This is a genomic window from Xanthomonas sp. A1809 (assembly GCF_017746015.1).
In the GTDB taxonomy this organism is placed as follows: domain Bacteria; phylum Pseudomonadota; class Gammaproteobacteria; order Xanthomonadales; family Xanthomonadaceae; genus Xanthomonas; species Xanthomonas euvesicatoria.
The window spans coordinates 144,920-167,143 of record NZ_JAGHWZ010000014.1; the positions used below are offsets into that span (position 1 = coordinate 144,920).

Annotated in this window: 23 protein-coding genes; 11 read left to right on the plus strand and 12 right to left on the minus strand. The window is 65.7% G+C overall.

All coding sequences use genetic code 11. From position 1 onward, the window contains the following. Positions 1-126: 126 nt before the first annotated feature. Positions 127-387, plus strand: coding sequence for a hypothetical protein (locus J7396_RS17680; protein WP_074053337.1), 261 nt, complete (start codon positions 127-129; stop codon positions 385-387). A gap of 463 nt (positions 388-850) precedes the next feature. Here the strand turns inward: J7396_RS17680 and J7396_RS17685 are convergent, their stop codons facing one another. From J7396_RS17685 to J7396_RS17705, 5 genes are all read right to left on the minus strand, one after another. Next, positions 851-2,188 carry a sorbosone dehydrogenase family protein gene (locus J7396_RS17685; protein ID WP_209261818.1) on the minus strand — a complete coding sequence of 446 codons (1,338 nt, stop codon included), beginning with the start codon at positions 2,186-2,188 and terminating at the stop codon, positions 851-853. An 88-nt stretch (positions 2,189-2,276) separates the two neighbouring features. Next, on the minus strand, positions 2,277-2,585 hold the full coding sequence (locus J7396_RS17690; RefSeq protein WP_071117580.1) for a DUF3247 family protein: 309 nt from the start codon (positions 2,583-2,585) through the stop codon (positions 2,277-2,279). Positions 2,586-2,916: 331 nt separating this feature from the next. Next, entirely contained in the window at positions 2,917-4,953 is a 2,037-nt protein-coding gene (locus J7396_RS17695) for a PAS domain-containing sensor histidine kinase (protein WP_031424987.1), read from the minus strand. Positions 4,954-5,058: 105 nt separating this feature from the next. Beyond that, the gene (locus tag J7396_RS17700; protein ID WP_008578030.1) at positions 5,059-5,349 is read right to left on the minus strand and encodes a hypothetical protein; all 291 of its coding nucleotides are present in this window, start codon (positions 5,347-5,349) and stop codon (positions 5,059-5,061) included. Continuing rightward, a complete protein-coding gene (locus J7396_RS17705; protein ID WP_008578031.1) occupies positions 5,336-5,782 on the minus strand; it encodes a hypothetical protein in 447 nt (148 codons plus the stop codon). The genes J7396_RS17700 and J7396_RS17705 overlap by 14 nt, the downstream gene beginning before the upstream one ends. Positions 5,783-6,031: 249 nt before the next feature. Between J7396_RS17705 and J7396_RS17710 the strand changes: the two genes are divergently transcribed. Further along, complete coding sequence (locus J7396_RS17710) at positions 6,032-6,607, plus strand: DUF3016 domain-containing protein (protein WP_136733221.1); 576 nt, start codon at positions 6,032-6,034, stop codon at positions 6,605-6,607. Between the two features lie 234 nt (positions 6,608-6,841). On the opposite strand, the gene alr is transcribed toward J7396_RS17710, so the two are convergent. Both alr and J7396_RS17720 read right to left on the minus strand, forming a co-directional pair. Then, complete coding sequence (gene alr, locus J7396_RS17715) at positions 6,842-7,939, minus strand: alanine racemase (RefSeq protein ID WP_209261819.1); 1,098 nt, start codon at positions 7,937-7,939, stop codon at positions 6,842-6,844. Next, the gene (locus J7396_RS17720; protein ID WP_209261820.1) at positions 7,939-9,228 is read right to left on the minus strand and encodes a D-amino acid dehydrogenase; all 1,290 of its coding nucleotides are present in this window, start codon (positions 9,226-9,228) and stop codon (positions 7,939-7,941) included. The genes alr and J7396_RS17720 overlap by 1 nt, the downstream gene beginning before the upstream one ends. A gap of 148 nt (positions 9,229-9,376) precedes the next feature. On the opposite strand from J7396_RS17720, the gene J7396_RS17725 reads away from it, so the two are divergent. Continuing rightward, positions 9,377-9,856, plus strand: a complete 480-nt coding sequence (locus tag J7396_RS17725) for an Lrp/AsnC ligand binding domain-containing protein (RefSeq protein WP_007963043.1) — start codon at positions 9,377-9,379, stop codon at positions 9,854-9,856. 140 nt (positions 9,857-9,996) lie between these two features. On the opposite strand, the gene J7396_RS17730 is transcribed toward J7396_RS17725, so the two are convergent. Further along, a complete protein-coding gene (locus J7396_RS17730; protein ID WP_057680898.1) occupies positions 9,997-10,425 on the minus strand; it encodes a hypothetical protein in 429 nt (142 codons plus the stop codon). Between the two features lie 240 nt (positions 10,426-10,665). On the opposite strand from J7396_RS17730, the gene msrB reads away from it, so the two are divergent. The 6 genes from msrB to J7396_RS17760 all read left to right on the plus strand — a co-directional run bounded on the left by msrB (position 10,666) and on the right by J7396_RS17760 (position 15,198). Continuing rightward, positions 10,666-11,130, plus strand: a complete 465-nt coding sequence (gene msrB / locus J7396_RS17735) for a peptide-methionine (R)-S-oxide reductase MsrB (RefSeq protein ID WP_011348688.1) — start codon at positions 10,666-10,668, stop codon at positions 11,128-11,130. 341 nt (positions 11,131-11,471) lie between these two features. Further along, positions 11,472-11,960, plus strand: coding sequence for an MliC family protein (locus tag J7396_RS17740; RefSeq protein WP_209261821.1), 489 nt, complete (start codon positions 11,472-11,474; stop codon positions 11,958-11,960). A 97-nt stretch (positions 11,961-12,057) separates the two neighbouring features. Further along, entirely contained in the window at positions 12,058-12,912 is an 855-nt protein-coding gene (gene motA, locus J7396_RS17745; RefSeq protein WP_008573335.1) for a flagellar motor stator protein MotA, read from the plus strand. 10 nt (positions 12,913-12,922) lie between these two features. Next, positions 12,923-14,080, plus strand: a complete 1,158-nt coding sequence (gene motB, locus J7396_RS17750; protein WP_109291119.1) for a flagellar motor protein MotB — start codon at positions 12,923-12,925, stop codon at positions 14,078-14,080. Positions 14,081-14,320: 240 nt separating this feature from the next. Then, complete coding sequence (locus J7396_RS17755; RefSeq protein WP_057680897.1) at positions 14,321-14,905, plus strand: hypothetical protein; 585 nt, start codon at positions 14,321-14,323, stop codon at positions 14,903-14,905. A gap of 8 nt (positions 14,906-14,913) precedes the next feature. Beyond that, the gene (locus J7396_RS17760) at positions 14,914-15,198 is read left to right on the plus strand and encodes a DUF4031 domain-containing protein (RefSeq protein ID WP_008573332.1); all 285 of its coding nucleotides are present in this window, start codon (positions 14,914-14,916) and stop codon (positions 15,196-15,198) included. Between the two features lie 432 nt (positions 15,199-15,630). Here J7396_RS17760 and J7396_RS17765 read toward each other — a convergent pair whose 3' ends face one another. Then, positions 15,631-16,182 carry a hypothetical protein gene (locus tag J7396_RS17765; protein ID WP_005911265.1) on the minus strand — a complete coding sequence of 184 codons (552 nt, stop codon included), beginning with the start codon at positions 16,180-16,182 and terminating at the stop codon, positions 15,631-15,633. Between the two features lie 164 nt (positions 16,183-16,346). Between J7396_RS17765 and J7396_RS17770 the strand changes: the two genes are divergently transcribed. Beyond that, positions 16,347-16,613: a DUF3297 family protein gene (locus J7396_RS17770; RefSeq protein WP_041469831.1), complete on the plus strand. Its 267-nt coding sequence runs from the start codon at positions 16,347-16,349 to the stop codon at positions 16,611-16,613. A 414-nt stretch (positions 16,614-17,027) separates the two neighbouring features. Here the strand turns inward: J7396_RS17770 and J7396_RS17775 are convergent, their stop codons facing one another. From J7396_RS17775 to J7396_RS17785, 3 genes are all read right to left on the minus strand, one after another. After that, on the minus strand, positions 17,028-17,789 hold the full coding sequence (locus tag J7396_RS17775; protein WP_011348694.1) for an ABC transporter permease: 762 nt from the start codon (positions 17,787-17,789) through the stop codon (positions 17,028-17,030). Further along, on the minus strand, positions 17,786-18,730 hold the full coding sequence (locus tag J7396_RS17780) for an ABC transporter ATP-binding protein (protein WP_011348695.1): 945 nt from the start codon (positions 18,728-18,730) through the stop codon (positions 17,786-17,788). Before J7396_RS17780 ends, J7396_RS17775 begins: the two co-directional genes overlap by 4 nt. Before the next feature lie 301 nt (positions 18,731-19,031). Next, positions 19,032-20,708, minus strand: coding sequence for a Na+/H+ antiporter (locus tag J7396_RS17785; protein WP_008573327.1), 1,677 nt, complete (start codon positions 20,706-20,708; stop codon positions 19,032-19,034). Between the two features lie 672 nt (positions 20,709-21,380). Here J7396_RS17785 and J7396_RS17790 point away from each other — a divergent pair. Further along, positions 21,381-21,938: a fasciclin domain-containing protein gene (locus J7396_RS17790; protein ID WP_008573326.1), complete on the plus strand. Its 558-nt coding sequence runs from the start codon at positions 21,381-21,383 to the stop codon at positions 21,936-21,938. The last annotated feature ends 286 nt before the right edge of the window (positions 21,939-22,224 follow it).

Below are 22,224 nucleotides of genomic sequence, written 5' to 3' on the forward strand. Positions count from 1 at the left end.
GGCCGTCATTGTAAGGGACGTGTGCCAGCTGCCCGCCGCGCGCCTTCCATTGTGTATACGGACCATTGATGCGCGCGCAACATTCGCCCGCCTAGGCTGGGGTCCAAGCCCACACGGAGAGACACGATGCGAGCCTTGTTCGTAGGAGGAGTTGTCGACAACAGCGAAATGGATCTGGACGACACCCCGCCACCGATGCACTACCCCGAAAACACAGGCGCCGGCAGACCCCGCTACCGTCTGCACCAGATCGGCGAACGCGGCGACGGCACGGTGGCCTACGCGGTGTACGGCGCCCCGGAAATGGCAGACGAGGACATCACCCGCATTACCGAAGAGCGTGGCTATGCCCGCCGCTTCAGTGCCTCGCCGGAAGCGCCACGTTAAGGGAACGAGGTAGTTGATGCGGGCGCCTGGAACCCTTCCCTGCCGCATGCGATGAAGCATACGTCAGGCGCCCTCGACTGCAGCGCACAGTTCACAACCGACACGCTGCGCGAGGCTGGACCGGGTTCTTGCCCTGATTTTGCCGATCGGACGCAGTTCGTCCGACCGCTAACATCGGTAAGCTCGCGGACCTTCGCATTTTCCGGCAAAAAACCGAGGGTGCACTCTCGAATTGCCGCGTGTTTCCAGCCGCGTGTTTCCAATTGCTGCCTGCGGCGCATGTCAGCAGCGCTGCGACAAACCGTTTTCTACACGGTGTACACCCAGGCTGCGCACATCGCCTTCGTCCACCTTCGGGCCGCCCTCCTAGTGAGAGACGGAGGGTGATCCTTTGGGGGCCGTGCGTCTCCCGCAACCAACTGGTAGTGCCCGCTGGTGTGCGCAAGTGATCGACGTGCCCGGCTCAACGCGCCTTCGGCGTCACCCGCCAGATCACATTGCCCACATCGTCGGCCACCAGCAGTGCGCCACGACTGTCCGAGGCCACACCCACCGGGCGGCCCTGCGCATTGCCTTCGGCATCCAGGAATCCATCCAGCACCGTGATCGGCGGGCCGTTGGGCTTGCCATCGGCGAACGGGACAAACAACACCTTGTAGCCGCTGGGCGGGTCGCGATTCCACGAGCCGTGCTGGCCGATGAAGGCGCCCTGGCGGAAACGCTCGGGCAACAAGGTACCGCTGGCGAAGCTCAGGCCGAGCGATGCGGTATGCGGACCGAGCGCGTAATCGGGCTTGATCGCCTTGGCCACCAGTTCGGCATTCTGCGGTTTGACCCGCTCGTCGACATGCTGGCCGTAGTAGCTGTACGGCCAGCCGTAGAAACCGCCGTCGCGCACCGAGGTGAGGTAGTCCGGCACCAGGTCGCTGCCGATTTCGTCGCGCTCGTTGACCACCACCCACAGCGATTTGCTCTGCGGCTCCCATGCGGTGCCCACCGGGTTGCGCAAGCCGCCGGCGAAGATGCGGCTGCTGCCGGTGGCCGGGTCGATTTCCAGGATCGCCGCACGATTGAGCTCGGCTTCCATGCCATTTTCGGCCACGTTGCTGTTGGAACCGACGCCGACATAGAGCTTGCTGCCGTCCGGGCTGGCCAGTAGCGACTTGGTCCAATGATGGTTGATGCCACCGGGCAGATTGGCCACGAAAGTCGGCTTGGCGGTGAGATGCGTGTCGCCGGGCTTGTACGGAAAACTCACCAGCGCATCGGCATTGGCGACATAGAAGCGGTCGCCGATCAGCGCCATGCCGAACGGCGAAAACAGCCCGCTGACGAACTGCGTGCGCACTTCTGCCACGCCGTCGCCGTCGGCATCGCGCAGCAAGGTGATGCGATTGGCGCTCGCCACCGCCGCGCCGGCCTTTTTCATCATCGCGCCCTGCACTTTCTTGCGCAGCCCACCACCTGCTTCGGCATCCTCGGGCTTGGGCGGCTCGGCCGTTTCGGCCACCAATACATCGCCATTGGGCAGCACGTAGATCCAGCGCGGGTGATCCAGATCGCGCGCAAACGCAGCAACCTGCAGATCGTCGGCCGCGATGGGCTTTGCATTGGCTGCCCAGCGTTTGACCGGCGCCACCTTGACGGTGGGAATCAGACGCTTCACCGGCTCGGGCAATTGCGGGTCCGGCCCGGTTCCCTGTTCGATCGCCAACGTTGCCGTGTCGCCGCACGCGGCGAGGACGGCCAGCGCCATCAACGACAGCGGCCAGCGAGCGAACTTCAATCGGGATGCATTCATTGCGGGCAAATCCTGGACGGTTGCGTCAGCCAGCGATCATGCCGCCAACGCGTCGGCGAGAAGTAAACACACCGTCAACACACCACCGTCACGGCATGACTTGCGGATCGGCGCCCAGCAACAACGGGTGCACCGCCACGATCCGGTCCATCCAGATCCATTGCGGCTCTTGCGATGCATCCAGCTGGTCCAGCCGCAGCTGACCGTTCAATCCCTCGTTGTCGTGTTCGTCCAGATAGGTCTGCAGGCTTGGGCGCACGGCAACCGTGCCGCTGATCATGCTGCCGTCGTCGAGTTCGATGCGCACACGCTCCTGACCATCGAGCAGGGACACCCAATGTTCGAGCGTGGCGATCTGGACCTGTTCGGAATACACGTGCGGGGCATACTTGGGCATTGCGCGATCTCCGTGAGCTGAGCGCACCACGCTAGGCCAGCATGCGTGAAAGAGGCAGAAAACGTGTCGTGTGCCGGTGCTCGGCATTGGCGCGGCATTGTCGCCACGCATGCGCACGCATCCGTCTTCCAGCGCGGCCATGCTGCAACGGTGGTGAAAGGCTCATCCACGAAACCACCTGTGCGTCGCATGACGATCGGTTGTTCTGGGGTAGATCGGCGCCTCATGGAAAGACGCCAGGTACGCAAGCCACACACACGCTACTGCGCATCCAACGCGTCGCCTCACCACCTTGCGGTGACCCGCTGCGCGGCTGTGCGCTGCGCGCCGGTTACTCCACCGCCTGGCGCGCGGCACGCACGGCCGTGACCAGTTGCGCCACGCTGTAGGGCTTGGCCAGATGTTCCTGAAACCCGGACTCCAGCGCGCGCTTGCGGTCGTCTTCGCGGGCCAGCGCGGTGACTGCCACGGCCGGCAACGCGGTGGCATCCAGCCCGAGGTTTTCGCGCACGGTACGGATCAAGCCGTAACCGTCCATGCCCGGCATGCCGATATCGGTCAGCATCAAATCGAAGCGCGCGTGGCCACGATGATCGATCAATGCCAGCGCATCGGTGGCGCTGCCGGCGACCACCACTTCGGCGCCCTGCTCTTCGAGCAGACGCCGCAGATAATCGAGCATGTCCGGTTGGTCTTCGACCGCCAGCAGGCGCAAGCCATTGAGCGCGCGCGCTTCGACGATCTGTTCGGACATCAGACGCCGCCGCAGCTCGCGGCGTGGGCGCTTGGCCTGGTCGGGAATATGTTCCGGCAGCCGCACGGTGAAGGTCGCGCCCTTGCCACGGCCGCCACTGGTGGCGCCGACCTGTCCGCCGTGCATTTCCACCAGCTGCTGCACGATCGCCAGGCCCAGACCCAGCCCGCCATGCTGGCGCGTGGTGGTGCCGTCGGCCTGGCGGAAACGACCGAACAGGTGCGGCAGGAATTCGGCTGCAATGCCATCGCCGGAATCGCAGACCGAGACCACCAGATGCCCATCGTCGCGCTCGATTTTGACGTCGATACGACCATGTGCCGGGGTGAACTTGATTGCGTTGGACAGCAGGTTCCACAACACCTGCTGCAGGCGCGTGGCATCGCCAAGCACCAGGCAGGGCGAGGGCGGCACGTGCAGCTCCAGGACCTGGTCCTTGCCTTCGGCAGCCAGTTCCTGGGTGTTCAAGGCTTCGCGCACCTGCTCGACCAGATCCAGCGATTCGACTTCCAGCTGCACCTTGCCCAGCAACATGCTGCTGAGATCGAGCATGTCGGAAATCAGCCGCTTCTGCGCGCGTGCGCTGCTGGCGATCACCGACAGCCCCTTGTAGTACGGCTGGCCTTCTTCGACCCGCTGCAGCAGCAACTCGCTCCAGCCCAGGATGGTGGTCAGCGGGGTACGCAGTTCGTGCGACAGCGTGGCCAGGAACTCGTCCTTCAACCGCGCCATGCTTTCGGCCTCGTTGCGCGCGCTGCGCTCGGATTCCAGCAATTGTTCGCGCGCCAGTTCGATCTCGCGCTGCTCGGTCACGTCCGGGCTGCTGCCGGCCAGCCCGATGAAGCGGCCGTCGGCCGAATAGCGCGGGGTTGCGGTCATTTCGATCCAGCGCCACTGCCCATCATGGCGGCGCGCACGCACCAGCGCGCGCAGGCCGCGCTGTTCCTGCAGCGATGCGGCCAACTCGAACTGGAACGTCGGCAAGTCGTCCGGATGCAGCAGTTCGCTCCACGCCGACACCGTACCGCTGGAAATATCCAGGCCAAAAAATTCGCCATACGCACTGTTGACGAAGCGCACCACGCCCTGCGCGTCCAGCACCCAGACCGGCATCGGCAAGCCGTCGGCCAGCGCACTGAAGCGCGCCTCGCTCTCGGCCAGCTCGCGCTCGACGCGTTTGCGCTCGGTGATGTCCATGAACAGGATCGCCACCCGTGCCTGCTCTGGCTGCCCGACCCGGAACGCATCCACCGAATACCAGCGCTTGAGCGCCTTGGCCTGCATTTCGAAGTGGATGCGGTTGCCGGTGCGCGCGACGTGGCCGTAGCGGTCGAACCATTCCTGCTCGTGCTCGGGGAGCAGGTTGCGGATGGAGACGTTCAGTGCGTTGGGCGACAGGCCGGTGTAGCGCTCGAAGGCACCATTGGTGGTGCGGATCACATAGTCCACCGCCTGCTCGCCGTCGAACACCATGTCGATGACGCAAAACCCGGCATCGATGTTGTGGAAAATCTCGTGATACATCGCCGGGTCCAGAAACGGCTCGGCGATGGCGGCCGGCAGTGCGGCAGCCAGCGTGGGGCTGGAAGAAGGAGTGCTCAAATCGGAAACCACGGATGCTGCCGGAGCGGATGACGGGCAGATGAAACCATGCCTGATGTCGTCAGCGGGTGCACGTGGGGCTGGGCAAGTTCACGCTTTCCTCGCCCAGCCCCGTGTTCACCACAAGGTGGTGGCGGCGAATCCGATGCAGGTTGCCAGCACCACGATGCCGGCGATCACGCCGCGGAACACCCATTCGCCCTCGCGACGCAGCTGTTCGTCCATCCAGCGTTGCGCTTCCTCGCGCCAGGCAGTGGACCGTGCGTAATCGGAATCCAGCAGCAACAGGCGGACCCGCGCCACCCCCATCTGCGCGCATTCCTCGCGGCAGCGCTGGCTGAAGCCGTCTTCCCCACCGGCAATCTGCGCGCCCACCGGCAATTGCAGTTCGAGTTCATGCCTGGACATAACGGGGACGCTCCTGATCAAGCTCATGTTCCAGCGCCATGCGCGCCAGCTGGGTGTAGTTAGCACGCGGACCCTGCCCACGGCCGGTGAGCATTCCCTGATAGTCCAGGTCGTGCCAGACCCGGCCGGTCCACTCCACGCAATCTTCGGCAATGACCAGCATCAGCGAGTAGCGGTAATCCAGGCCATTGGCCGCGGTATAGGTGTAGACCGGCGGGAACTGCACGGCCACATCCACCTGGCGCGCCAGTGCAGCCAGATGCTCGCGAAGCGCCGCGCGCGAATCGGCACCGGGCTCCAGCTGCAGCGCGCGTGTGGCCAGGTCCAGGTCGACCTCGCTCTGCAGTGCCACGAAGGCGGCCGCGCCGGAGGCGGGGTTGTGCCCGTGCTGCTTGGCCCAGTCGATGAATTGCAAACGCACATCCGACGGCATGTGAGCCGGCGCCGAAGACGCTGATTTTGTGCGGAAAGTGTGGGTGTCCATGCTGGCGATCTTCCGGGCTGTGCCGTGAAGCGCGGGCGCAGGCGCAGTGAACCCGCCGTCATGGTGTTCCGCAAGCGGATTAACCGCGCGGCAACGTGGTGACGAACCCAGGCGTGCAGCGCGTTGCGGGCGTTCCGAGGCGCCCCCACACTGCGAAAATAGCCGGTACACACCGTACCTTCCGCTTGGAGGCTTTCGATGAAACTTTCCAATCTTTCCGGCGCCAGCCTGCTGCTGGCGGGTGTGCTTGCCGCGACCGGTGCGCAGGCCGGGGTGCGCAACGTCACCGACCCCGATGCGCCGCGCGCGCTTGGCAGCGACGGCAAGGTGGACGTGCGCTGGACCGACCCTGCGCAGTTCTCCGAGATGCGCTTCAGCGGCAACCGTTGGGAGGCGCAACGCGGCGATTGGGTGACCCAGCTGGCCACCCACTTTCAGAAGAGCGCAGCGCGCCAGTTGCCCGATGGCCAGCATCTGAGCGTGACCATTACCGACATCCGCCGCGCCGGCCAGTACGAGCCCTGGCACGGGCCGCGCATGCAGGACGTGCGCGTGGTCAAGGACATCTACCCGCCGCGCCTGAGCTTCACCTACACGCTTACCGGCGCCGATGGCCGCGTGATCGACCAGGGCGAACGCAAGCTGGTGGATTCGGCTTTTCTGATGAGCGGACCGCGCCTGACCGACAGCGATCCGCTGCGCTTCGAAAAGGCGATGATCGACGATTGGGTGCGCAAGCAGTTCCATGGCGATCGCAGTACCGCCGGGTTGTGAGTTGCCGCTGGAAGCCCCCCTCCCGTCGGGGCGCCACGGCACAGCTTGCGCGCCACTGGCGCGCGTGCCTTGGTACGACTGCGCCGCTGGCGCAGGCCGGCGCGCGGAGCGGGGGGGGTTGGGGGAGAAGGTACCGCGCGCAGCACGCCTGGCATTCAAACTGCACGCAGCTTCGCTCGCACCCTCATCAGGCGCTACGCGCCACCTTCTCCCTGGGGGGGAGAAGGGATGCACCTACGCTGAAAGTTTGCTTACTTCCGCCTCACCCACATAGATCCGCGGTACCCGCTTGAGCCCGCAAAGCAGCTGGTAGGCGCTGACGTTGCATTGCGCTGCCAGCGCGCTGACCTGCGGTGCGTCGCCCCACAGCTGCACCGGCGTGCCGATGTCGGCCTGCGGGTGGTCGGTGAGGTCCACGGTGAGCATGTCCATCGAGACGCGACCGATCAACGGGCAGATCTGCCCGTCCACCAGCACCGGGGTGCCGTTGGGCGCGAACTGCGGATAGCCGTCGGCATAGCCCATCGCCACCACGCCGACACGCGTGGGTCGTTCGGCAACGAAGCGGGCGCCGTAGCCCACCGGCTCGCCGGCCGGCAACTCGCGCACCGAAATGATGCGCGAGCGCAGCGTCATCACCGGACGCAGCTGCGCGGTGTTTTCGGTGTGCTGCGGGAACGGGTTGGCGCCGTACAACATCAACCCGGGGCGCGACCAGTCGTTGCGCAGCGCCGGCCAGCCAAGCAGGCCGGGCGAATTGCGCAGGCTGGTTTCTGCGCGCATGCCGCCGGCGGTGAGCGCAAAGGCCACCGCCTGCTCGTCGGTGCGGCTGCAGTCCAGCTCGTCGGCACGTGCCAGGTGGGTCATCAGCACCAGCGAGGCGATCTGCGGTAGCCCGCGCAGGCGCAACCAGGCGGCGCGGAAATCCTCCGGCGACAGGCCCAGCCGATGCATGCCGCTGTCCATCTTCAACCACACCCGCAACGGCCGCGGGCTCTGGAACTCGGCCAGCGCGCGCACTTGCTGCGGCGTGGCCGCCACCGTCCACAGATCGTGCTCGGCGATCAGGCGCAACTCGTCGTGTTCGAAAAATCCCTCCAGCAACAGAATCGGCGCACGGATGCCGGCCTGGCGCAGTTCCAGCGCCTCTTCGATGCAGGCCACTGCAAAGCCATCGGCTTCCGGCTCCAGCGCCTGCGCACAGCGCACTGCACCATGCCCGTACGCGTCGGCCTTGACCACCGCCAGCGCCTTGCTGCCGCCCAGGCGCCTGGCCAGGCGGTAGTTGTGGCGCAACGCCTCCAGATCGATCGACGCTTGCGCAGGACGCACTACGCGGCCTCCCGCTGCGCGCGCGCGCTGCGCGACGACAGGTAGCGGAACACGTCCAGGCCTTCGGTATCGATCTCGGGCGTGCGGCCCTGCATGAGGTCGGCCAAGTAGCGTCCGGAGCCGCAGGCCATGGTCCAGCCCAGCGTGCCATGCCCGGTGTTGAGGAACAGGTTGGCATAGGGCGTGGCGCCCACCACCGGGGTGCCATCCGGGGTGGCCGGGCGCAAGCCGGTCCAGAACTCGGCCTGGGCCAGATCGCCGCCGCCGGGGAACAGGTCGTTGACGACCATTTCCAGGGTGGCGCGACGACGCGGATTCAACGACAGATCGAAGCCAGCCACCTCGGCCATGCCGCCGACGCGGATGCGGTCGTCGAAACGGGTGAGCGCGATCTTGTAGCTCTCGTCCAGCACGGTGGAGGTCGGCGCGCGTTGCGCATCGACGATCGGGATGGTGAGCGAATAGCCTTTGAGCGGGTACACCGGCAGGTGCAGGCCGAGCGAGAGCAGCAAATCGGCCGAATAGCTGCCCAGCGCCAGCACGTAGCGGTCGGCCGTTTCCATGCGGCCATCGATCTGCACGCCGCTGACCTGGCCGCCGCCGTGCTCCAGCCGCTCGATCTGTTGCCCGTAGCGGAACGTGACCCCCGCCTGCGCAGCCAGTTCGGCCAGGCGCTGGGTAAACAGCCGGCAGTCGCCGGTCTGGTCTTCGGGCAGGCGCAGCGCGCCGGCCATCTGCGCGCCGCCGCCGGCCAGGCCGGGTTCGAACTGCGCGATCTGCGCCGGGCTCAGCAGCTCGTACGGTACGCCGTACTGGGCCAGCACCTCGATGTCCTGCGCGGCCGCATCCAGCTGCTGCTGGGTGCGGAACAACTGCGTGGTGCCAAGCTGGCGGCCTTCGAATTCGATGCCGGTCTCGGCGCGCAGGGCGTTGAGGCAATCGCGGCTGTAGTCGGACATGCGCACCATGCGCGCCTTGTTCACCGCATAGCGTTCGGCGGTGCAGTTGCGCAGCATCTGGCTCAGCCAGGCCAGCTGGCGCAGGTCGCGGGTGGGGCGGATCGACAGCGGTGCGTGCTGCTCGAACAGCCACTTCACCGCCTTGCCGGGAACGCCGGGCGCCGCCCACGGCGAGGTGTAGCCGAACGACAGCTGGCCGGCGTTGGCGTAGCTGGTCTCCAGCGCCGCTGCCGGCTGGCGGTCGACCACGGTCACTTCGCAACCGGCCTGCGCCAGGTACCACGCACTGGTCACGCCGATGACGCCGCTGCCGAGAATGAGCACACGCATGTCGTTCTCCTGGAAAGGGCATTCCCCCACAACCACACGCCGAGGGGGACAGTTAGACGCAGTATATTGCGAGCCAGGCAGTGCCATTTCTGGAATCGGCACGGCTTTGCAGTGAAACTTCCTGCCAAACCCTGCGCAGACAAACCCCATGAGCACCCGCGCCCGCGAGCTGGACAAGATCGACCGCAAGATCCTGCGCATCCTGCAGCAGGAGGGGCGGATTTCGTTCACCGAACTGGGCGAGCGGGTCGGCCTGTCGACCACGCCGTGCACCGAGCGCGTGCGCCGGCTGGAGCGCGACGGCGCCATCACCGGCTATTACGCGCGGCTGGACCCGCACTATCTCAAGGCCAGCCTGCTGGTGTTCGTGGAGATCAGCCTGGCCTACAAGTCCGGCGACATCTTCGAAGAATTCCGCCGCGCCGCGCTGAAGCTGCCCAACGTGCTGGAGTGCCACTTGGTCTCCGGAGACTTCGACTACCTGCTCAAGGCGCGCATCAGCGAGATGGCGTCCTACCGCAAGTTGCTCGGCAGCACCTTGCTGACCATGCCGCATGTGCGCGAATCCAAGAGCTACATCGTGATGGAAGAGGTCAAGGAGACGCTGGCGTTGCCGATCGCCGATTGAGGCGGGGATTCGGAATTCGGGATTCGGGATTCGGGATTCGGGATTCGGGATTCGGGATTGGCGATTGGCGATTGGCGATTGGCGATTGGCGGTTGGCGGTTGGCGGTTGGCGGTTGGCGCATCAGATCGCGCTGCTGCTGTCAGCGCACCACGCGCATGCCATCGCCCGCCGGCACCGCGTCGTAGTAGCGGCCGGTCTTGGTATCCAGCACCCGGTTGGCGCCGGCCGGCTGCATGCCCTGCAGCAGGCGGCCGTTGCGGTCGTAGACCATCGGCTTGGTCGGCGCCACCTGGCTGCCGGCAGGCGCGACCGGCATTTGTGCCGGCCCATGCGTGGGGATGCTCGGCGCGACCGGGCGTTGCCCCAGTTGCGAAGGCACCGGTGCGGCCGAAGGCGCCGGCTGCAGCGCGCGCGGCGGCGTTACCGTGGGCGGGACGGGCGTCGGCGTGGTGATGGGTTGCAAGGTCGTGGATGAGCGCGTGGTGGTGGCCGACTGCGCCGCCACCGCGCCGGTCAGCGCCAGTAGAACGCATAGCAGAACGCGGCGGCTTGATGCGTGGATCGCCATGACAGGCACCTTGTGTGTTCGAGGGTCATGCAGTGATTGGGGCGCAAGGACGCTGCGGCAATGCATGCGACCGGCCAGGGGATGAACGCTTTCGCAAGGTGGTTGCGGTGCGAAGAAGGGCTGCCCCTCCGCCGCAGTGGCGGGCCGCTGGCTGCGTCTCACCGGTTGAACCACCCCGACACTGCCCACATCACGGAAGCAGGCGCCGGCACCCCGCTGGCGAGCGCATGCGAGAGCCCCATGAGCCAGTTCGATCTGACCCCTCCCTCCCCCGCCCAACGCGATGCCCTGATCGCCGGGCTCAGCGACGAGGAACAGCGCGTGCTGCTGCACCATGGCACCGAGGCGCCATTCTGCGGGGTGTTTCTGGACAACAAGCTGGACGGTGTCTACACCTGCCGGCTGTGCGGGCTGCCGCTGTTCCGTTCCAGCGCCAAATTCGAGTCCGGCACCGGCTGGCCGAGCTTCTTTGCGCCTTACGACCCGGCCCATGTGCGCGAGATCCGCGACACCAGCTACGGCATGATCCGCACCGAAATCGTCTGCGCGCGCTGCGATAGCCACCTGGGCCATGTGTTCCCGGACGGCCCGCCGCCCACCGGCGAGCGCCACTGCCTGAACTCGGTCTCGCTGGGCTTCACCGAAAACGGCCAGGCCCTGCCGAACCCGCTGCAGCGCCAAGGCGCCGAGGCGCAACCGGCCTGATGGCGCCGCGTTTGTGGGCCACCGCCGTTGCAGTGCCCGAGAGGAAGTAAACAACGCCTGCCTGCGCTTTGCGCGCCATGACAGGCACCGCCTGCACGCGGCTCGAGCCGGCAATGACGATGTGCAGATCGGTCGCCGGCGAGAGACCCAGATACGGCTTGATTTCCATACGGCCGGCCACATGCAGGCTAGGTCCCAGCGGTAAAGCGGTCGCGTGTTCAGTCATAGGCAGGCCTTCCGGCCCCGGCGCGCAAGATGCACGCCCTTGGGGCGCCGGGCCGGCGCCCAGGTCCCAACCGCCGCAGAAACGGCGGCAATCCAAACCAGGCAGGAGTACGCAGATGCACACGTCCTCATCCCTGATGCTCACCGGTCTGCTGGCGGCCGCACTCGCCGGCTGCAGCGCAGGTAGCCCGCCCCCGACAGCGCAGGCGGGCAAGCCCGCACACGCCCAGCCAGCCAGTGTCCAAGCCGATGCCCGCCCGCTTGCCACCGGCACCGACGCCAGCGTGACCGGCCCGCTGCCGCGTCCGGCCAAGATGCCCGCTCCAGTGGCGGCGGCGGCCGACCCCGCGCTTCCCGCGCAGACGGTGGCCTGGCGCTGCGGCCCGCGCACGGTCGCGACACGTTTCGATGCGGCCACCGATGCCCTGCAGCTGACCCTCGACGACCGCAGGCTGATCCTGCTCAGTGCCCAGGCAGCATCCGGGGCGCGCTTTGCCGATGCACAGGGCAACCAATTCTGGGAACACGCCGGCGAAGTGACACTGTCGCTGGCAGGCGGCGAGGCGATCAGATGCGTGCATGAGACCGCCACCACAATCGGTTAGACATTCAGCTACAGCGCACGTCTTCACGCCACGCGCTTCAAGAATCGGCCGCGCAAGCCGAAACCACTAGCAACCCCAGTTTGCTTCCGGCTGCGCCATGCTCATCATCGTTGGCTTCATCGTCGTCATCGTCAGCGTCCTCGGCGGCTACGTGCTGTCGCACGGAAAGCTGGGCGCGCTGTGGCAGCCGTACGAGCTGATGATCATCGGTGGCGCAGCGCTGGGCGCGTTCCTGGTCAGCACGCCGGGCAAGATCGTCAAGGAAACCCTCAGCGGCATCATGGGCGTGTTCAAGGGCCCGCAGTACAAGTCCGAGGACTACAAGGACACCCTGAGCCTGATCTACGAACTGCTGAACAAGGCGCGCCGCGACGGCTTCATGGCGCTGGAAGACCACGTCGAAAAGCCGCAGGACAGCACCATCTTCGGCAACTACCCCAAGGTAGTGGCCGACCATCACCTGCTGGATTTCATCACCGACTGCCTACGCCTGATGATCGGCAGCAACATCGAGCCGCACGAGCTGGAACCGCTGCTCGAACTGGAACTGGAAAAACACCACCACGAAGCCCTGGCGCCGTCGCATGCGCTGAGCAAGGTCTCCGACGGCCTGCCCGGCTTCGGCATCGTGGCGGCGGTGCTCGGCATCGTGATCACCATGGGCTCGATCGGCGGGCCGATCGAGGAGATCGGCCACCACGTCGGCGCCGCGCTGGTCGGCACCTTCCTCGGCATCCTGCTGGCCTACGGCTTCGTCTCGCCGTTGTCGGCGGCGATGGAAGCGCGGGCCGAGCAGGACGGGCGCATCTACGAAGCGGTCAAGACCGCGCTGCTGGCCTGCCTGCGTGGCTATAACCCGAAGATCGCGCTGGAATTCGCACGCAAGACCCTGCCCTCCAACGTGCGTCCGAGCTTCGGCGATTTCGAAACGCACCTGAAGACGATCAAGTAGGGCAGCGGTCATGGCCGAGGCCAAATCCACCGTCATCATCCGACGGGTCAAGAAGGTACAAGGTGGCGGCCATCACGGCGGCGCCTGGAAGGTGGCGTTTGCCGACTTCGTGACCGCGATGATGGCCTTCTTCCTGGTGCTGTGGCTGATGGCGGCCACCACCAAGGAACAGCGCGCGGCGATCTCCGAATACTTCCGCAACCCCAGCCCGCTGTCCGGCAAGTCGCCGGCGCCTTCGCCCGGCATGAACGGACCCGGCGGCGCCAGCACCTCGATGATCAAGCTCGGCGGTACCGCCGACATGGCCAAGGGACAGAAGGACGAAATGGGCCGCAAGCGCGACAACGCGGCCGATACCGACGTGGACAGCCGCGCCAAGGACAAGAGGCGCCTGGAAGCGCTGATGCAGGACCTGAAGGAGGCCATCGACAAGAGCCAGGCGCTGGAGCCGTTCAAGGACCAGCTGCTGCTGGACCTCACGCCCGATGGCCTGCGCATCCAGATCGTGGACAAGCAGAACCGCCCGATGTTCGACATCGGCCGCGACCAGCTCAAGCCGTATACGGTGGCGATCCTGCGCGAGCTGTCCAGCTTCATCAACCAGGTGCCCAACCACATCAGCATCACCGGCCATACCGACACCACCGCCTACAGCAGCGATGCCGGCTACACCAACTGGGAACTCAGCGCCGACCGCGCCAATGCCGCGCGCCGCGCCCTGGTGGCCGGGGGCATGTCCGATGCCAAGGTGACGCGTGTGGTGGGGCTGTCCTCGTCGGTGCTGTTCGACAAGACCGATCCGCAGAACCCGATCAACCGCCGCATCAGTATCGTGGTGATGACCCAGGACGCCGAAAACGCAGCGCTGGCCGGCGCAGACCAGGGCGTGGCACTGGGCAAGTCGCTGCACGATGCCGACACCCAGGTGCCGGATCTGAGCGGCGCCGCGGCCGCCGGCACCGCCACCGTGGGGACGCCTGCCGAAAGCGCAAAACCGGCCGCGGCCCCGCCAGTCGCCGCCGCCGCGGCTGCGACCCCGGCTCCGGCCCTGGCATCGGCAGGAACTGCTGCTGCGCGTCCGGCAGGACCACGCATGTCGTCCAGCGCGCAGGTGGCCTCTGCCACGGCGCTCGCCAAAGCGGCCGAAGCGGCGGTGGAGAAGCGGTAACGCAGGCCGGCAGGCTTGGTGGCGCGGGCCGGGATTTTCCGGATTCGCCAGGCACTCGACACCGGGAGATGGCCTGCGGCGGTTCGGGCTTGGGGCGTCCTGGTGGCGGCTCTCAGGTCGGTGCCTGCGGAGACGGTGCCCCCCGGCGGCCGGTTCGCATCCACGGGCCAACTCCGCTACGCATCGCATCGTGCGGCGCACGCTCTAGAATGGCCGGCCATTCCCAGCGTCGAGAACACCGTGTCCCGTAATTCCAAGGCCAAGCGCGACAAGCGCAAGAAGCAGCAGCCCAAGCGCCCCTTCGTCCGTCTGGGCCAGGCGCCCCAGGTCACCAACCATGCCGTGCTGCAGGACGCCGATGGCCGCGTGGTCGCCGCGATCGGCCTGCAGGGTGGCAGCGAGTGGATGCTGTCGATCGGCGGCCAGACCATGGGCAGCGCCGACAACCCGGTCCCGATGCTGGCCATGCTCAAGCACCTGGCCAACCTGCAGGAAGCCGAAGGCAAGACCATTTCGCTGGAATATTCGACCCAGCTGCAGCAGATGATCGACGACCTGGCCGCCGACGAAGGCCAGACCGCCGAGGAATACCTGACCAAGCTGGTGTCCGAGTTCCAGAACGCCGATGCGGATGAAGACGGCGAGGCGGAAGACGCAGCACAGGACGCCGGCACCGAGGCCGGTGCTGACGACGCGGCTGAAGACGACACTGCCAGCGCCACCGACAGTGCTGCAGATGCCAGCGACCAGGCTTCCGACGCTGCAGCGGACGCGCCCGACGGCGACAGCGCCGGCAAGAAGCCGAAGAAGTCCAAGAAGGCCTGACCCGGCCGATGGCCGTCTACGTCGACGATGCGGTGCACCTGTGGCGCGACCAGCGCTGGGCGCACCTGCTCGGCGATACGCTGGACGAGCTGCATGCCATGGCGGCGCGGCTGGGCATTCCCCGCCGCGCCTTCCAGAACAAACTCAGCGGTGCGCACTACGACGTGCCCGCGCCGCTGCGCCTTGAGGCCATTGCCCTGGGCGCCATTCCCATCTCCCGCCACACCGACCGCGCACTGCTCAAGGGCTTGATCGCCAATGCGCGGGCGCAGGCGCGCGGCCAGGCGCCTTGAGAACCGGGATTGGGGAGTGGAGATTCGGGATTCGCAAGTGCCGGGCGATTGCGTCGATCACGTGCGCATAAGCACATCGGGAGGCCTGATTTGAACGCACGAGCAAGGCCATTTCCATCACGCGTCATGCCGGCAAGCGTGCTCCCAACCAAGCAGCGCATCTGTCTTGCTGCCGCTTGCCCAAACTTTCCGACCAGCCAGTGCGCGCATCAGCGTGGCGAACAAAACGTTGTGAACAGCCGTCAGGCGGATGCGAACGCCGCGGTGGTCCACCGATTCCGAGCAACAGCCGCACTCGCTCGGCGTCCGCACAGCCTGATGAGTGCGGCTTTACGTTTGTCGCAATTCAGCGCGCGCAAAGATCGACTCACGCGACAGCAAGCACGGGACCGCCCCTGCGAATCCCGAATGCCAAATCCCCAATCCCAACCCTCAGAACGCCTCATTCCCCAGCCGCACTTCCACCCCCAGCAACGAGGTCAGCGCCAGCATGGCGTCGTCGTCGCGGCTGAGCGCAATCCAGCCGGCGTAGGCGTCGCCACCGGTGTTCCAGTTCCACAGCGAGTAGCCGTGCTCGCGCAGGCGATCGAATGCCACCGCCATCAAATCGGGGACCTCCAGGTTGCCGGCGAAGTCTTCGTCGTCCAGGTCGCCGCCCCAATCGATGCGCAGGTTCCAGCGCGCACTGAGTTCGTCGATGGCGGCGATGAACGCATCGGCGTCCTTCCAGTCCACATAGAAACCCGAGCGCCAATCGATCACGTCCTTCAGCGCCCACAACCAGGCATCGTCGCCGTCGTCGCCATCGGTCTCGGCCTGCGTTTCGCGCCAGGCGTCGAACTGGGCCAGCGCGGTGTCCTCGTCGCCGGGGTTGATCAGCACCAGCAGGTTCCACACCCGCGCCGGATGGTCATCCACATCGTCTTCGTCGCCCTCGGGCTGCAGGCCTTCGTCGTCTTCGTAGTCGGCACTGTTGTCAGGCATTGCGGTCTCGTTTGCTGGAGTGCAGGGCATAAAGTGTGAGGCCTGACGGCGCGCAAGCAAACCGATGGCGCACGTCGCTGCGTCGCCGGGGCTGGTCTTCCCGGCGCAGGCCCGTATCCTGTGCGGCCGAAGACGGCTATCCCGGCCGCCATGACGCCTTTCCCATGAGCGATACCCCTCCCGATCACCTGGCCATCGACGCACGCAGTCCGTTCCACAACGCCGATGCCCTCAACCGCGGCGTCGGCGTGCGCTTCAACGGTATCGAACGCGACAACGTGGAGGAATACTCGGTCAGCGAAGGCTGGATCAAGGTGCAGGTCGGCAAGGCACGCGACCGTCGCGGCAACCCGATGACGATGAAGATCAAGGGCGATGTGGTGGCCTATTACCTGGACACCAAAGACGGCGCCAAACCAGCTGCCGAGTAAGAGCGGCTGACCAAACGACTTCACGCTGTTCCATTGCAGAGATGCTGAGCGGCGAGTTTGCTGCAGGCTGCTTACCCGCCCACCATCGCCGGACACGCTGCAAGTACGTCCCTACAAGCTCTTACTCGGCATCCATGCCGTGTAAGGTCCGGCGACGGTAGGCGGGCAAGCACCTGTCGAGAGTGTCGGTCCGCAGGGTTCAAGCAAAGCAATCGACCAACTTTCTAGCGCGGTGCCCTTGTCGCTTGCGGGACCGTGTGGCGGCATGGATGCCGCCACCGAGCCTACATGGACGTACTTGCGGCGTGTCCCGCGAGCGGCGAGGGCACCGCGCCCTCGCCTCGCTCACCGTTCGACCCGGACCTCTGGCCGCATCCGCCAAACTGCAGCGACAAACACCACTGCCTTCACCACTCACGCCTTGAGCCGATAGCCGCTGCGGAAGATCGCCGCCACCACGCCCAGGCACACCAGCAGGAACAGGAACGTCATGCCGGTGCTCACCGCGATATGCACATCGGCCTTGCCGTAGAAACTCCAGCGAAAGCCGCTGATCAGATACACCACCGGGTTGAACAGGGTGACCTTCTGCCACAACGGCGGCAGCATGTTGATCGAATAGAAACTGCCGCCCAGGAAGGTCAGCGGCGTCACCACCATCAGCGGAATCACCTGCAGTTTTTCGAAGCCATCGGCCCAGATGCCGATGATGAAACCGAACAGGCTGAAGGTCAGCGCGGTGAGCACCAGAAAGCCCAGCATCCACACCGGGTGCGCGATCTCGTATGGCACGAACAGCCGTGCGGTCAGCAGGATCAACAAGCCCAGCATCACCGATTTGGTCGCCGCCGCGCCCACGTAGCCGATCACGATTTCCCACCACGCCACCGGCGCGGACAGCACCTCGTAGATGGTGCCGGCCCAGCGCGGCATGTAGATGCCGAACGAAGCATTGGAGATGCTCTCGTTGAGCAGCGACAACATCACCAGGCCGGGAATGATGAAGGCGCCGTAGCTGATGCCGTCGATATCGCCCATGCGCGAACCGATCGCCGCGCCGAACACCACGAAGTACAGCGAGGTCGACAACACCGGCGAGGCGATCGACTGGGTCAGCGTGCGGAAGGCGCGCGCCATTTCGAAGCGGTAGATCGCCGCAATCGCATGCAGGTTCATGCGCGCACCTCCTGCTGACGTGCGCCATGCACCAGGTTGACGAAGATCTCTTCCAGCGAACTCTCGCTGGAATGCAGGTCCTTGAAGTCGATGCCCTGCTCGTTGAGCCGGCGCAGCAGCGCACCGATGCCGGTCTGCTCGGCCTGGGTATCGAAAGTGTAGATCAAGGCGTTGCCTTCGGCGGCCAACTCCAGCGGCAGGTCGGCCAGCGCGGCGGGCAGCGCCTGCAACGGCGCCTGCAGGCTCAACGTGAGCTGTTTCTTGCCCAGCTTGCGCATCAGCGTGTGCTTGTCTTCCACCAGCACCAGCTCGCCGCGATTGATGACACCGACGCGGTCGGCCATGTCTTCGGCCTCTTCGATGTAGTGGGTGGTCAGGATGATGGTGGTGCCCTGCTCGCGCAGCCGCCGCACCATCTGCCACATGTCGTGACGCAGCTCCACGTCCACACCGGCCGTGGGCTCGTCCAGGAACAGGATGCGCGGCTCGTGGGCGAGCGCCTTGGCGATCAGCACACGCCGCTTCATGCCGCCGGAGAGCGTGGAAATCTTGTTGTTGCGTTTCTCCCACAGCGACAGCTCGCGCAGGATGGTTTCCAGGTACTGCGGATTGGCCGGCTTGCCGAACAGGCCGCGGCTGAAACGCACCGTGGCCCACACCGTTTCGAACGCATCGGTGGCCAGTTCCTGCGGCACCAGGCCGATGCTGGCACGCGCGGCGCGGTAGTCGCGCACGATGTCGTGCCCGTCGGCCAGCACAGTGCCGGTGCTGGGGTTGATCAAGCCGCAGATGATGCTGATCAAGGTGGTCTTGCCGGCGCCGTTGGGGCCGAGCAGCGCGAAGATCTCGCCGCGCCGGATCTCAAGATCCACCTGTTTGAGCGCCTGGAAACCGCCGGCGTAGGTCTTGCTCAAGCCCTGGATGGAGACGATCGAAGTCATGGGTCTGGCACGGGAGGATAAGCGCCACAGGGTAGGCCGTGCGCCATGAAAATGGCAGCAGTGCGAGTGGGATGGTGTCTCCCGACACACGCGCAGGAGCGTGAGCGAACTGGGCTGCGCACGCACGCTGCATCTCGGTGTTGGCGTATCTCTATGTAGGAGCGCGCCTGAGCGCGACGGGGCTTTCCCGCCAACGCCCCATCGCGCCCAGGTGCGCTCCTACCCAAACACGGCAACCGCCTTGGCTCTTGCGATTCCCCACTCCCGATTCCCGATTCCCGATTCACGCGCGTCAGCGCGCTCACGCGCGCTTGCGCGACTCGATCAGATCCAGATTGCGCACCAGCCGCCGCGACAGGTCGTCGGAAATTTCGCGTCGTCGCGCAAGCTTGAACAGCTCATTGCGCTCGGCCACCAAGGCCGCATGGCGAAACTGGCGCAGCGCCTTTTCGTAGGCAACCGCCTCTTCCGGATCGGTCTCGGCCATGTCCACCGCGCCGAGCTTGCGCTGATAGCGCTGGCTCACCTGGTTGGCCGCCGCGTTGTAGCGCTCGGCATGCTTGCTGTCTTCCACCAGCCGCTGGCGCAGCTTTTCCACTGCATCCAGCGCCGCCTGCGAAGCGGCTTTGACGGCCAGGTCTTCCTTGAGCTGCTCGTCTTCTTCTTCGGGCAACTCCAGCCCGCGCAACAGCCGCGGCAACGCGACGCTGGCCACCAGCAACGACACCAGAATGACCGAGGCCGCCAGGAAGATCGCCAACTGACGGGCCGGGAAGGGCGAGCCGTCCTCCAGCATCAACGGCAGCGTGAGCACGCCGGCCAGGGTGATCGCACCGCGCACGCCGGCCAGCGACACCGCCACCACGATGCGCCACGGCGGGCTGACGTGCGCCTCGCCGCGTCGCTGCGCCTTGAAGATGTTCCAGCGCAACGACAGGAACACCCACACAAAACGCAACGCCATCAGGCTGAGACTGATGGTGGCCACGTACACCGCCAGCCACCAGGGATTGAGGTGCCCGGCCTCCTGCACGCTGCGCACCGCACCGTCCAGGATGCCCGGCAACTGCTCGCCCAGCAGCACGAAGATGATGCCGTTGAAGGTGAACTGCACCGTGTCCCACACCGCCGAACGCTGCAGGCGCATATTGCCCGGGGCGTTGCCGGCCATTTCCACGTAGCTCATGGTGATGCCGGCGGCCACTGCGGCCAGGATGCCGGAGGCATGGAAGGCTTCGGCCAGCAGATACGCCGCAAATGGGGTAAGCAGGTTGACCAGGATCGCCGAACCGGGCTCCTCGCCGAAATGCCGCCAGATCCAGGCCTGGATGCGGCTCAACCCAAAGGTCGTCGCCACGCCCAGGGCCAGGCCGGCCAGCGCCACCCACAGAAAGGTCAGCGAAGCGGCCGCCACCGAGAAGGTGCCGGTCAGCACCGCCGCCACCGCGAACTGGAAACACACCAGGCCCGAGGCGTCGTTGAGCAGCGACTCGCCTTCCAGGATGTGCATCAGGCGCTTGGGGATCGGCACCTTGGAGGCGATCGAGGACACCGCCACCGGGTCGGTCGGCGAAATGATCGCTGCCAGCGCAAACGCCACGGCCAGCGGCATCGCCGGTATCAGCCAATGGATGAAGAAGCCGGCACCAATCACGGTGAAGATGACCAGCCCCAACGCCAGTTCCAGAATGGCCGCCTTGTCGCGGAACAGGCCTTGCTTGGGAATGCGCCAGCCATCCAGAAACAGCAGTGGCGGCAGGAACAACAGGAAGAACAGCTCCGGTTCCAGCTCGTGCCCGGCATCGAAGACGCCGGAGACCACCGCGCCCAGCGCGATCTGGACCAACGGCAGCGGCAGCGAAAACGGCAGGATGCGGATGAGGTAACCGCTGGCCGCGACCGCCAGCAACATGGCGAGGACGACATCGATCGAATGCATGAAAAACCCGGAATGAAGAAACGGCCGCACGCGCGGCATCGCATATTGCGACGCACAACAACGCACCTACCGGACCATACCGTGTTGCACCCGGTGATGAAAACCACCGCATTGCCTCGCACCTTGGCAGGTTGGGCGATGCGGCAGGGTTGTTGCGGATCGGTTCAATCGGCCGGCGTCCGATACGCTGGCGAATGGAGGCAGGCGCGGTGACGCGCTTCAAGTGCGCGCCCTGCGGCAAACCGATCGTGCAGCGACGCGGTGGCGAGCGGCTGCGGCTCGATCGGTGACGAACGATGCAATGACGCACAGGCGTTTCCGCAACCGCAGCCGGCATGTTGGACACAGGCACGTCTGCGTCGGCCGCAGTGCATGAACGCTCGATCCGATCGAGCCGAAGGCATGTCGCGCCCACGGCATCGAAGGGCGTTGCGCATCGCCTTGCCGCTTTCTTGGAAGGGCACGAACCATCGCGCTATAGCCACGGATGACGCGCGAGCGCGTGCGGGTGCAGCGACCGCTGTCGTATCGCTGTCGTATCGCTGTCGGTCGTGGCCCACGCGGGCACCAGCCACCTGTGACGCCACCATCACCACGCCAAACGTGGTGATGAATGTCAAAACAGCGTGATGCATCCGGCCGTTTCGCAGGCGCGTATTGACGTTACGGTTGCCATCCAGGCGATCGCCAACCCAAAAGGATCGATGCCTCATGAAGACTTCATTCCAGTCGCTTGCCGTTGCCACCGCCATTGCCCTGAGCAGCGCCATGGCTCCCGCCTATGCTGCGTCCAATCCGACCGTTGGCGGCGCGCCGATGCTGGCGACCAAGGACATTGTCGACAACGCGGTCAACTCCAAGGACCACACCACGCTGGTCGCTGCCGTCAAAGCCGCCGGCCTGGTCGACACGCTGAAGGGCCCGGGCCCGTTCACCGTGTTCGCACCGACCAATGCGGCCTTCTCGGCACTGCCGGCCGGCACCGTCGACACCTTGCTGAAGCCCGAATCCAAGGCGACGCTGACCAAGGTGCTGACCTATCACGTGGTGCCGGGCAAGGTGGATGCTGCTTCGCTGATCGCCAAGATCAAGGCCGGCGGCGGCAGCGCCACGCTGACCACCGTGCAGGGCGAACCGCTGACCGCAAAGCTCAATGGCAAAAAGGTCACCATCACCGACGTCAAGGGCAATACCGCCAACGTCACCATTGCCGACGTCATGCAGAGCAATGGCGTGATCCACGTGGTGGACAAAGTGCTGATGCCGTAATGGCCTGCCGTCGCACTGCGACGCGTCGCGGCTGACGCAGGCACGCTGCCATCGGCGGAACGTGGTTTTTCCGCCGATGGCGCAGCGCTTTCATGCAGCGTCATGGCCTCAGACGCGCTGTCTTGAAGAAGTTTCCGTCGATGAGGCGACCGTTTAGCAAGCGCAGACCTTACGCGACATCGACACACAAGATGTCTCGGCTAGTGCGGTATCGGGCAACCAGAGGCACCGCATGACGGCTGCCCTGTGGGTTCTGTTTGTCGCTAGTGGATCAGCAACTCCAAGC

Coding starts and splice junctions, on each gene's coding strand:
- J7396_RS17680 (WP_074053337.1), top strand. CDS start 127: ATGCGAGCCTTGTTCGTAGGAGGAGTTGTCGACAACAGCGAAATGGAT.
- J7396_RS17685 (WP_209261818.1), bottom strand. CDS start 2,188: ATGAATGCATCCCGATTGAAGTTCGCTCGCTGGCCGCTGTCGTTGATG.
- J7396_RS17690 (WP_071117580.1), bottom strand. CDS start 2,585: ATGCCCAAGTATGCCCCGCACGTGTATTCCGAACAGGTCCAGATCGCC.
- J7396_RS17700 (WP_008578030.1), bottom strand. CDS start 5,349: ATGTCCAGGCATGAACTCGAACTGCAATTGCCGGTGGGCGCGCAGATT.
- J7396_RS17705 (WP_008578031.1), bottom strand. CDS start 5,782: ATGCCGTCGGATGTGCGTTTGCAATTCATCGACTGGGCCAAGCAGCAC.
- J7396_RS17710 (WP_136733221.1), top strand. CDS start 6,032: ATGAAACTTTCCAATCTTTCCGGCGCCAGCCTGCTGCTGGCGGGTGTG.
- J7396_RS17720 (WP_209261820.1), bottom strand. CDS start 9,228: ATGCGTGTGCTCATTCTCGGCAGCGGCGTCATCGGCGTGACCAGTGCG.
- J7396_RS17725 (WP_007963043.1), top strand. CDS start 9,377: ATGAGCACCCGCGCCCGCGAGCTGGACAAGATCGACCGCAAGATCCTG.
- J7396_RS17730 (WP_057680898.1), bottom strand. CDS start 10,425: ATGGCGATCCACGCATCAAGCCGCCGCGTTCTGCTATGCGTTCTACTG.
- msrB (WP_011348688.1), top strand. CDS start 10,666: ATGAGCCAGTTCGATCTGACCCCTCCCTCCCCCGCCCAACGCGATGCC.
- J7396_RS17740 (WP_209261821.1), top strand. CDS start 11,472: ATGCACACGTCCTCATCCCTGATGCTCACCGGTCTGCTGGCGGCCGCA.
- motA (WP_008573335.1), top strand. CDS start 12,058: ATGCTCATCATCGTTGGCTTCATCGTCGTCATCGTCAGCGTCCTCGGC.
- motB (WP_109291119.1), top strand. CDS start 12,923: ATGGCCGAGGCCAAATCCACCGTCATCATCCGACGGGTCAAGAAGGTA.
- J7396_RS17760 (WP_008573332.1), top strand. CDS start 14,914: ATGGCCGTCTACGTCGACGATGCGGTGCACCTGTGGCGCGACCAGCGC.
- J7396_RS17765 (WP_005911265.1), bottom strand. CDS start 16,182: ATGCCTGACAACAGTGCCGACTACGAAGACGACGAAGGCCTGCAGCCC.
- J7396_RS17770 (WP_041469831.1), top strand. CDS start 16,347: ATGAGCGATACCCCTCCCGATCACCTGGCCATCGACGCACGCAGTCCG.
- J7396_RS17775 (WP_011348694.1), bottom strand. CDS start 17,789: ATGAACCTGCATGCGATTGCGGCGATCTACCGCTTCGAAATGGCGCGC.
- J7396_RS17780 (WP_011348695.1), bottom strand. CDS start 18,730: ATGACTTCGATCGTCTCCATCCAGGGCTTGAGCAAGACCTACGCCGGC.
- J7396_RS17785 (WP_008573327.1), bottom strand. CDS start 20,708: ATGCCGCGCGTGCGGCCGTTTCTTCATTCCGGGTTTTTCATGCATTCG.
- J7396_RS17790 (WP_008573326.1), top strand. CDS start 21,381: ATGAAGACTTCATTCCAGTCGCTTGCCGTTGCCACCGCCATTGCCCTG.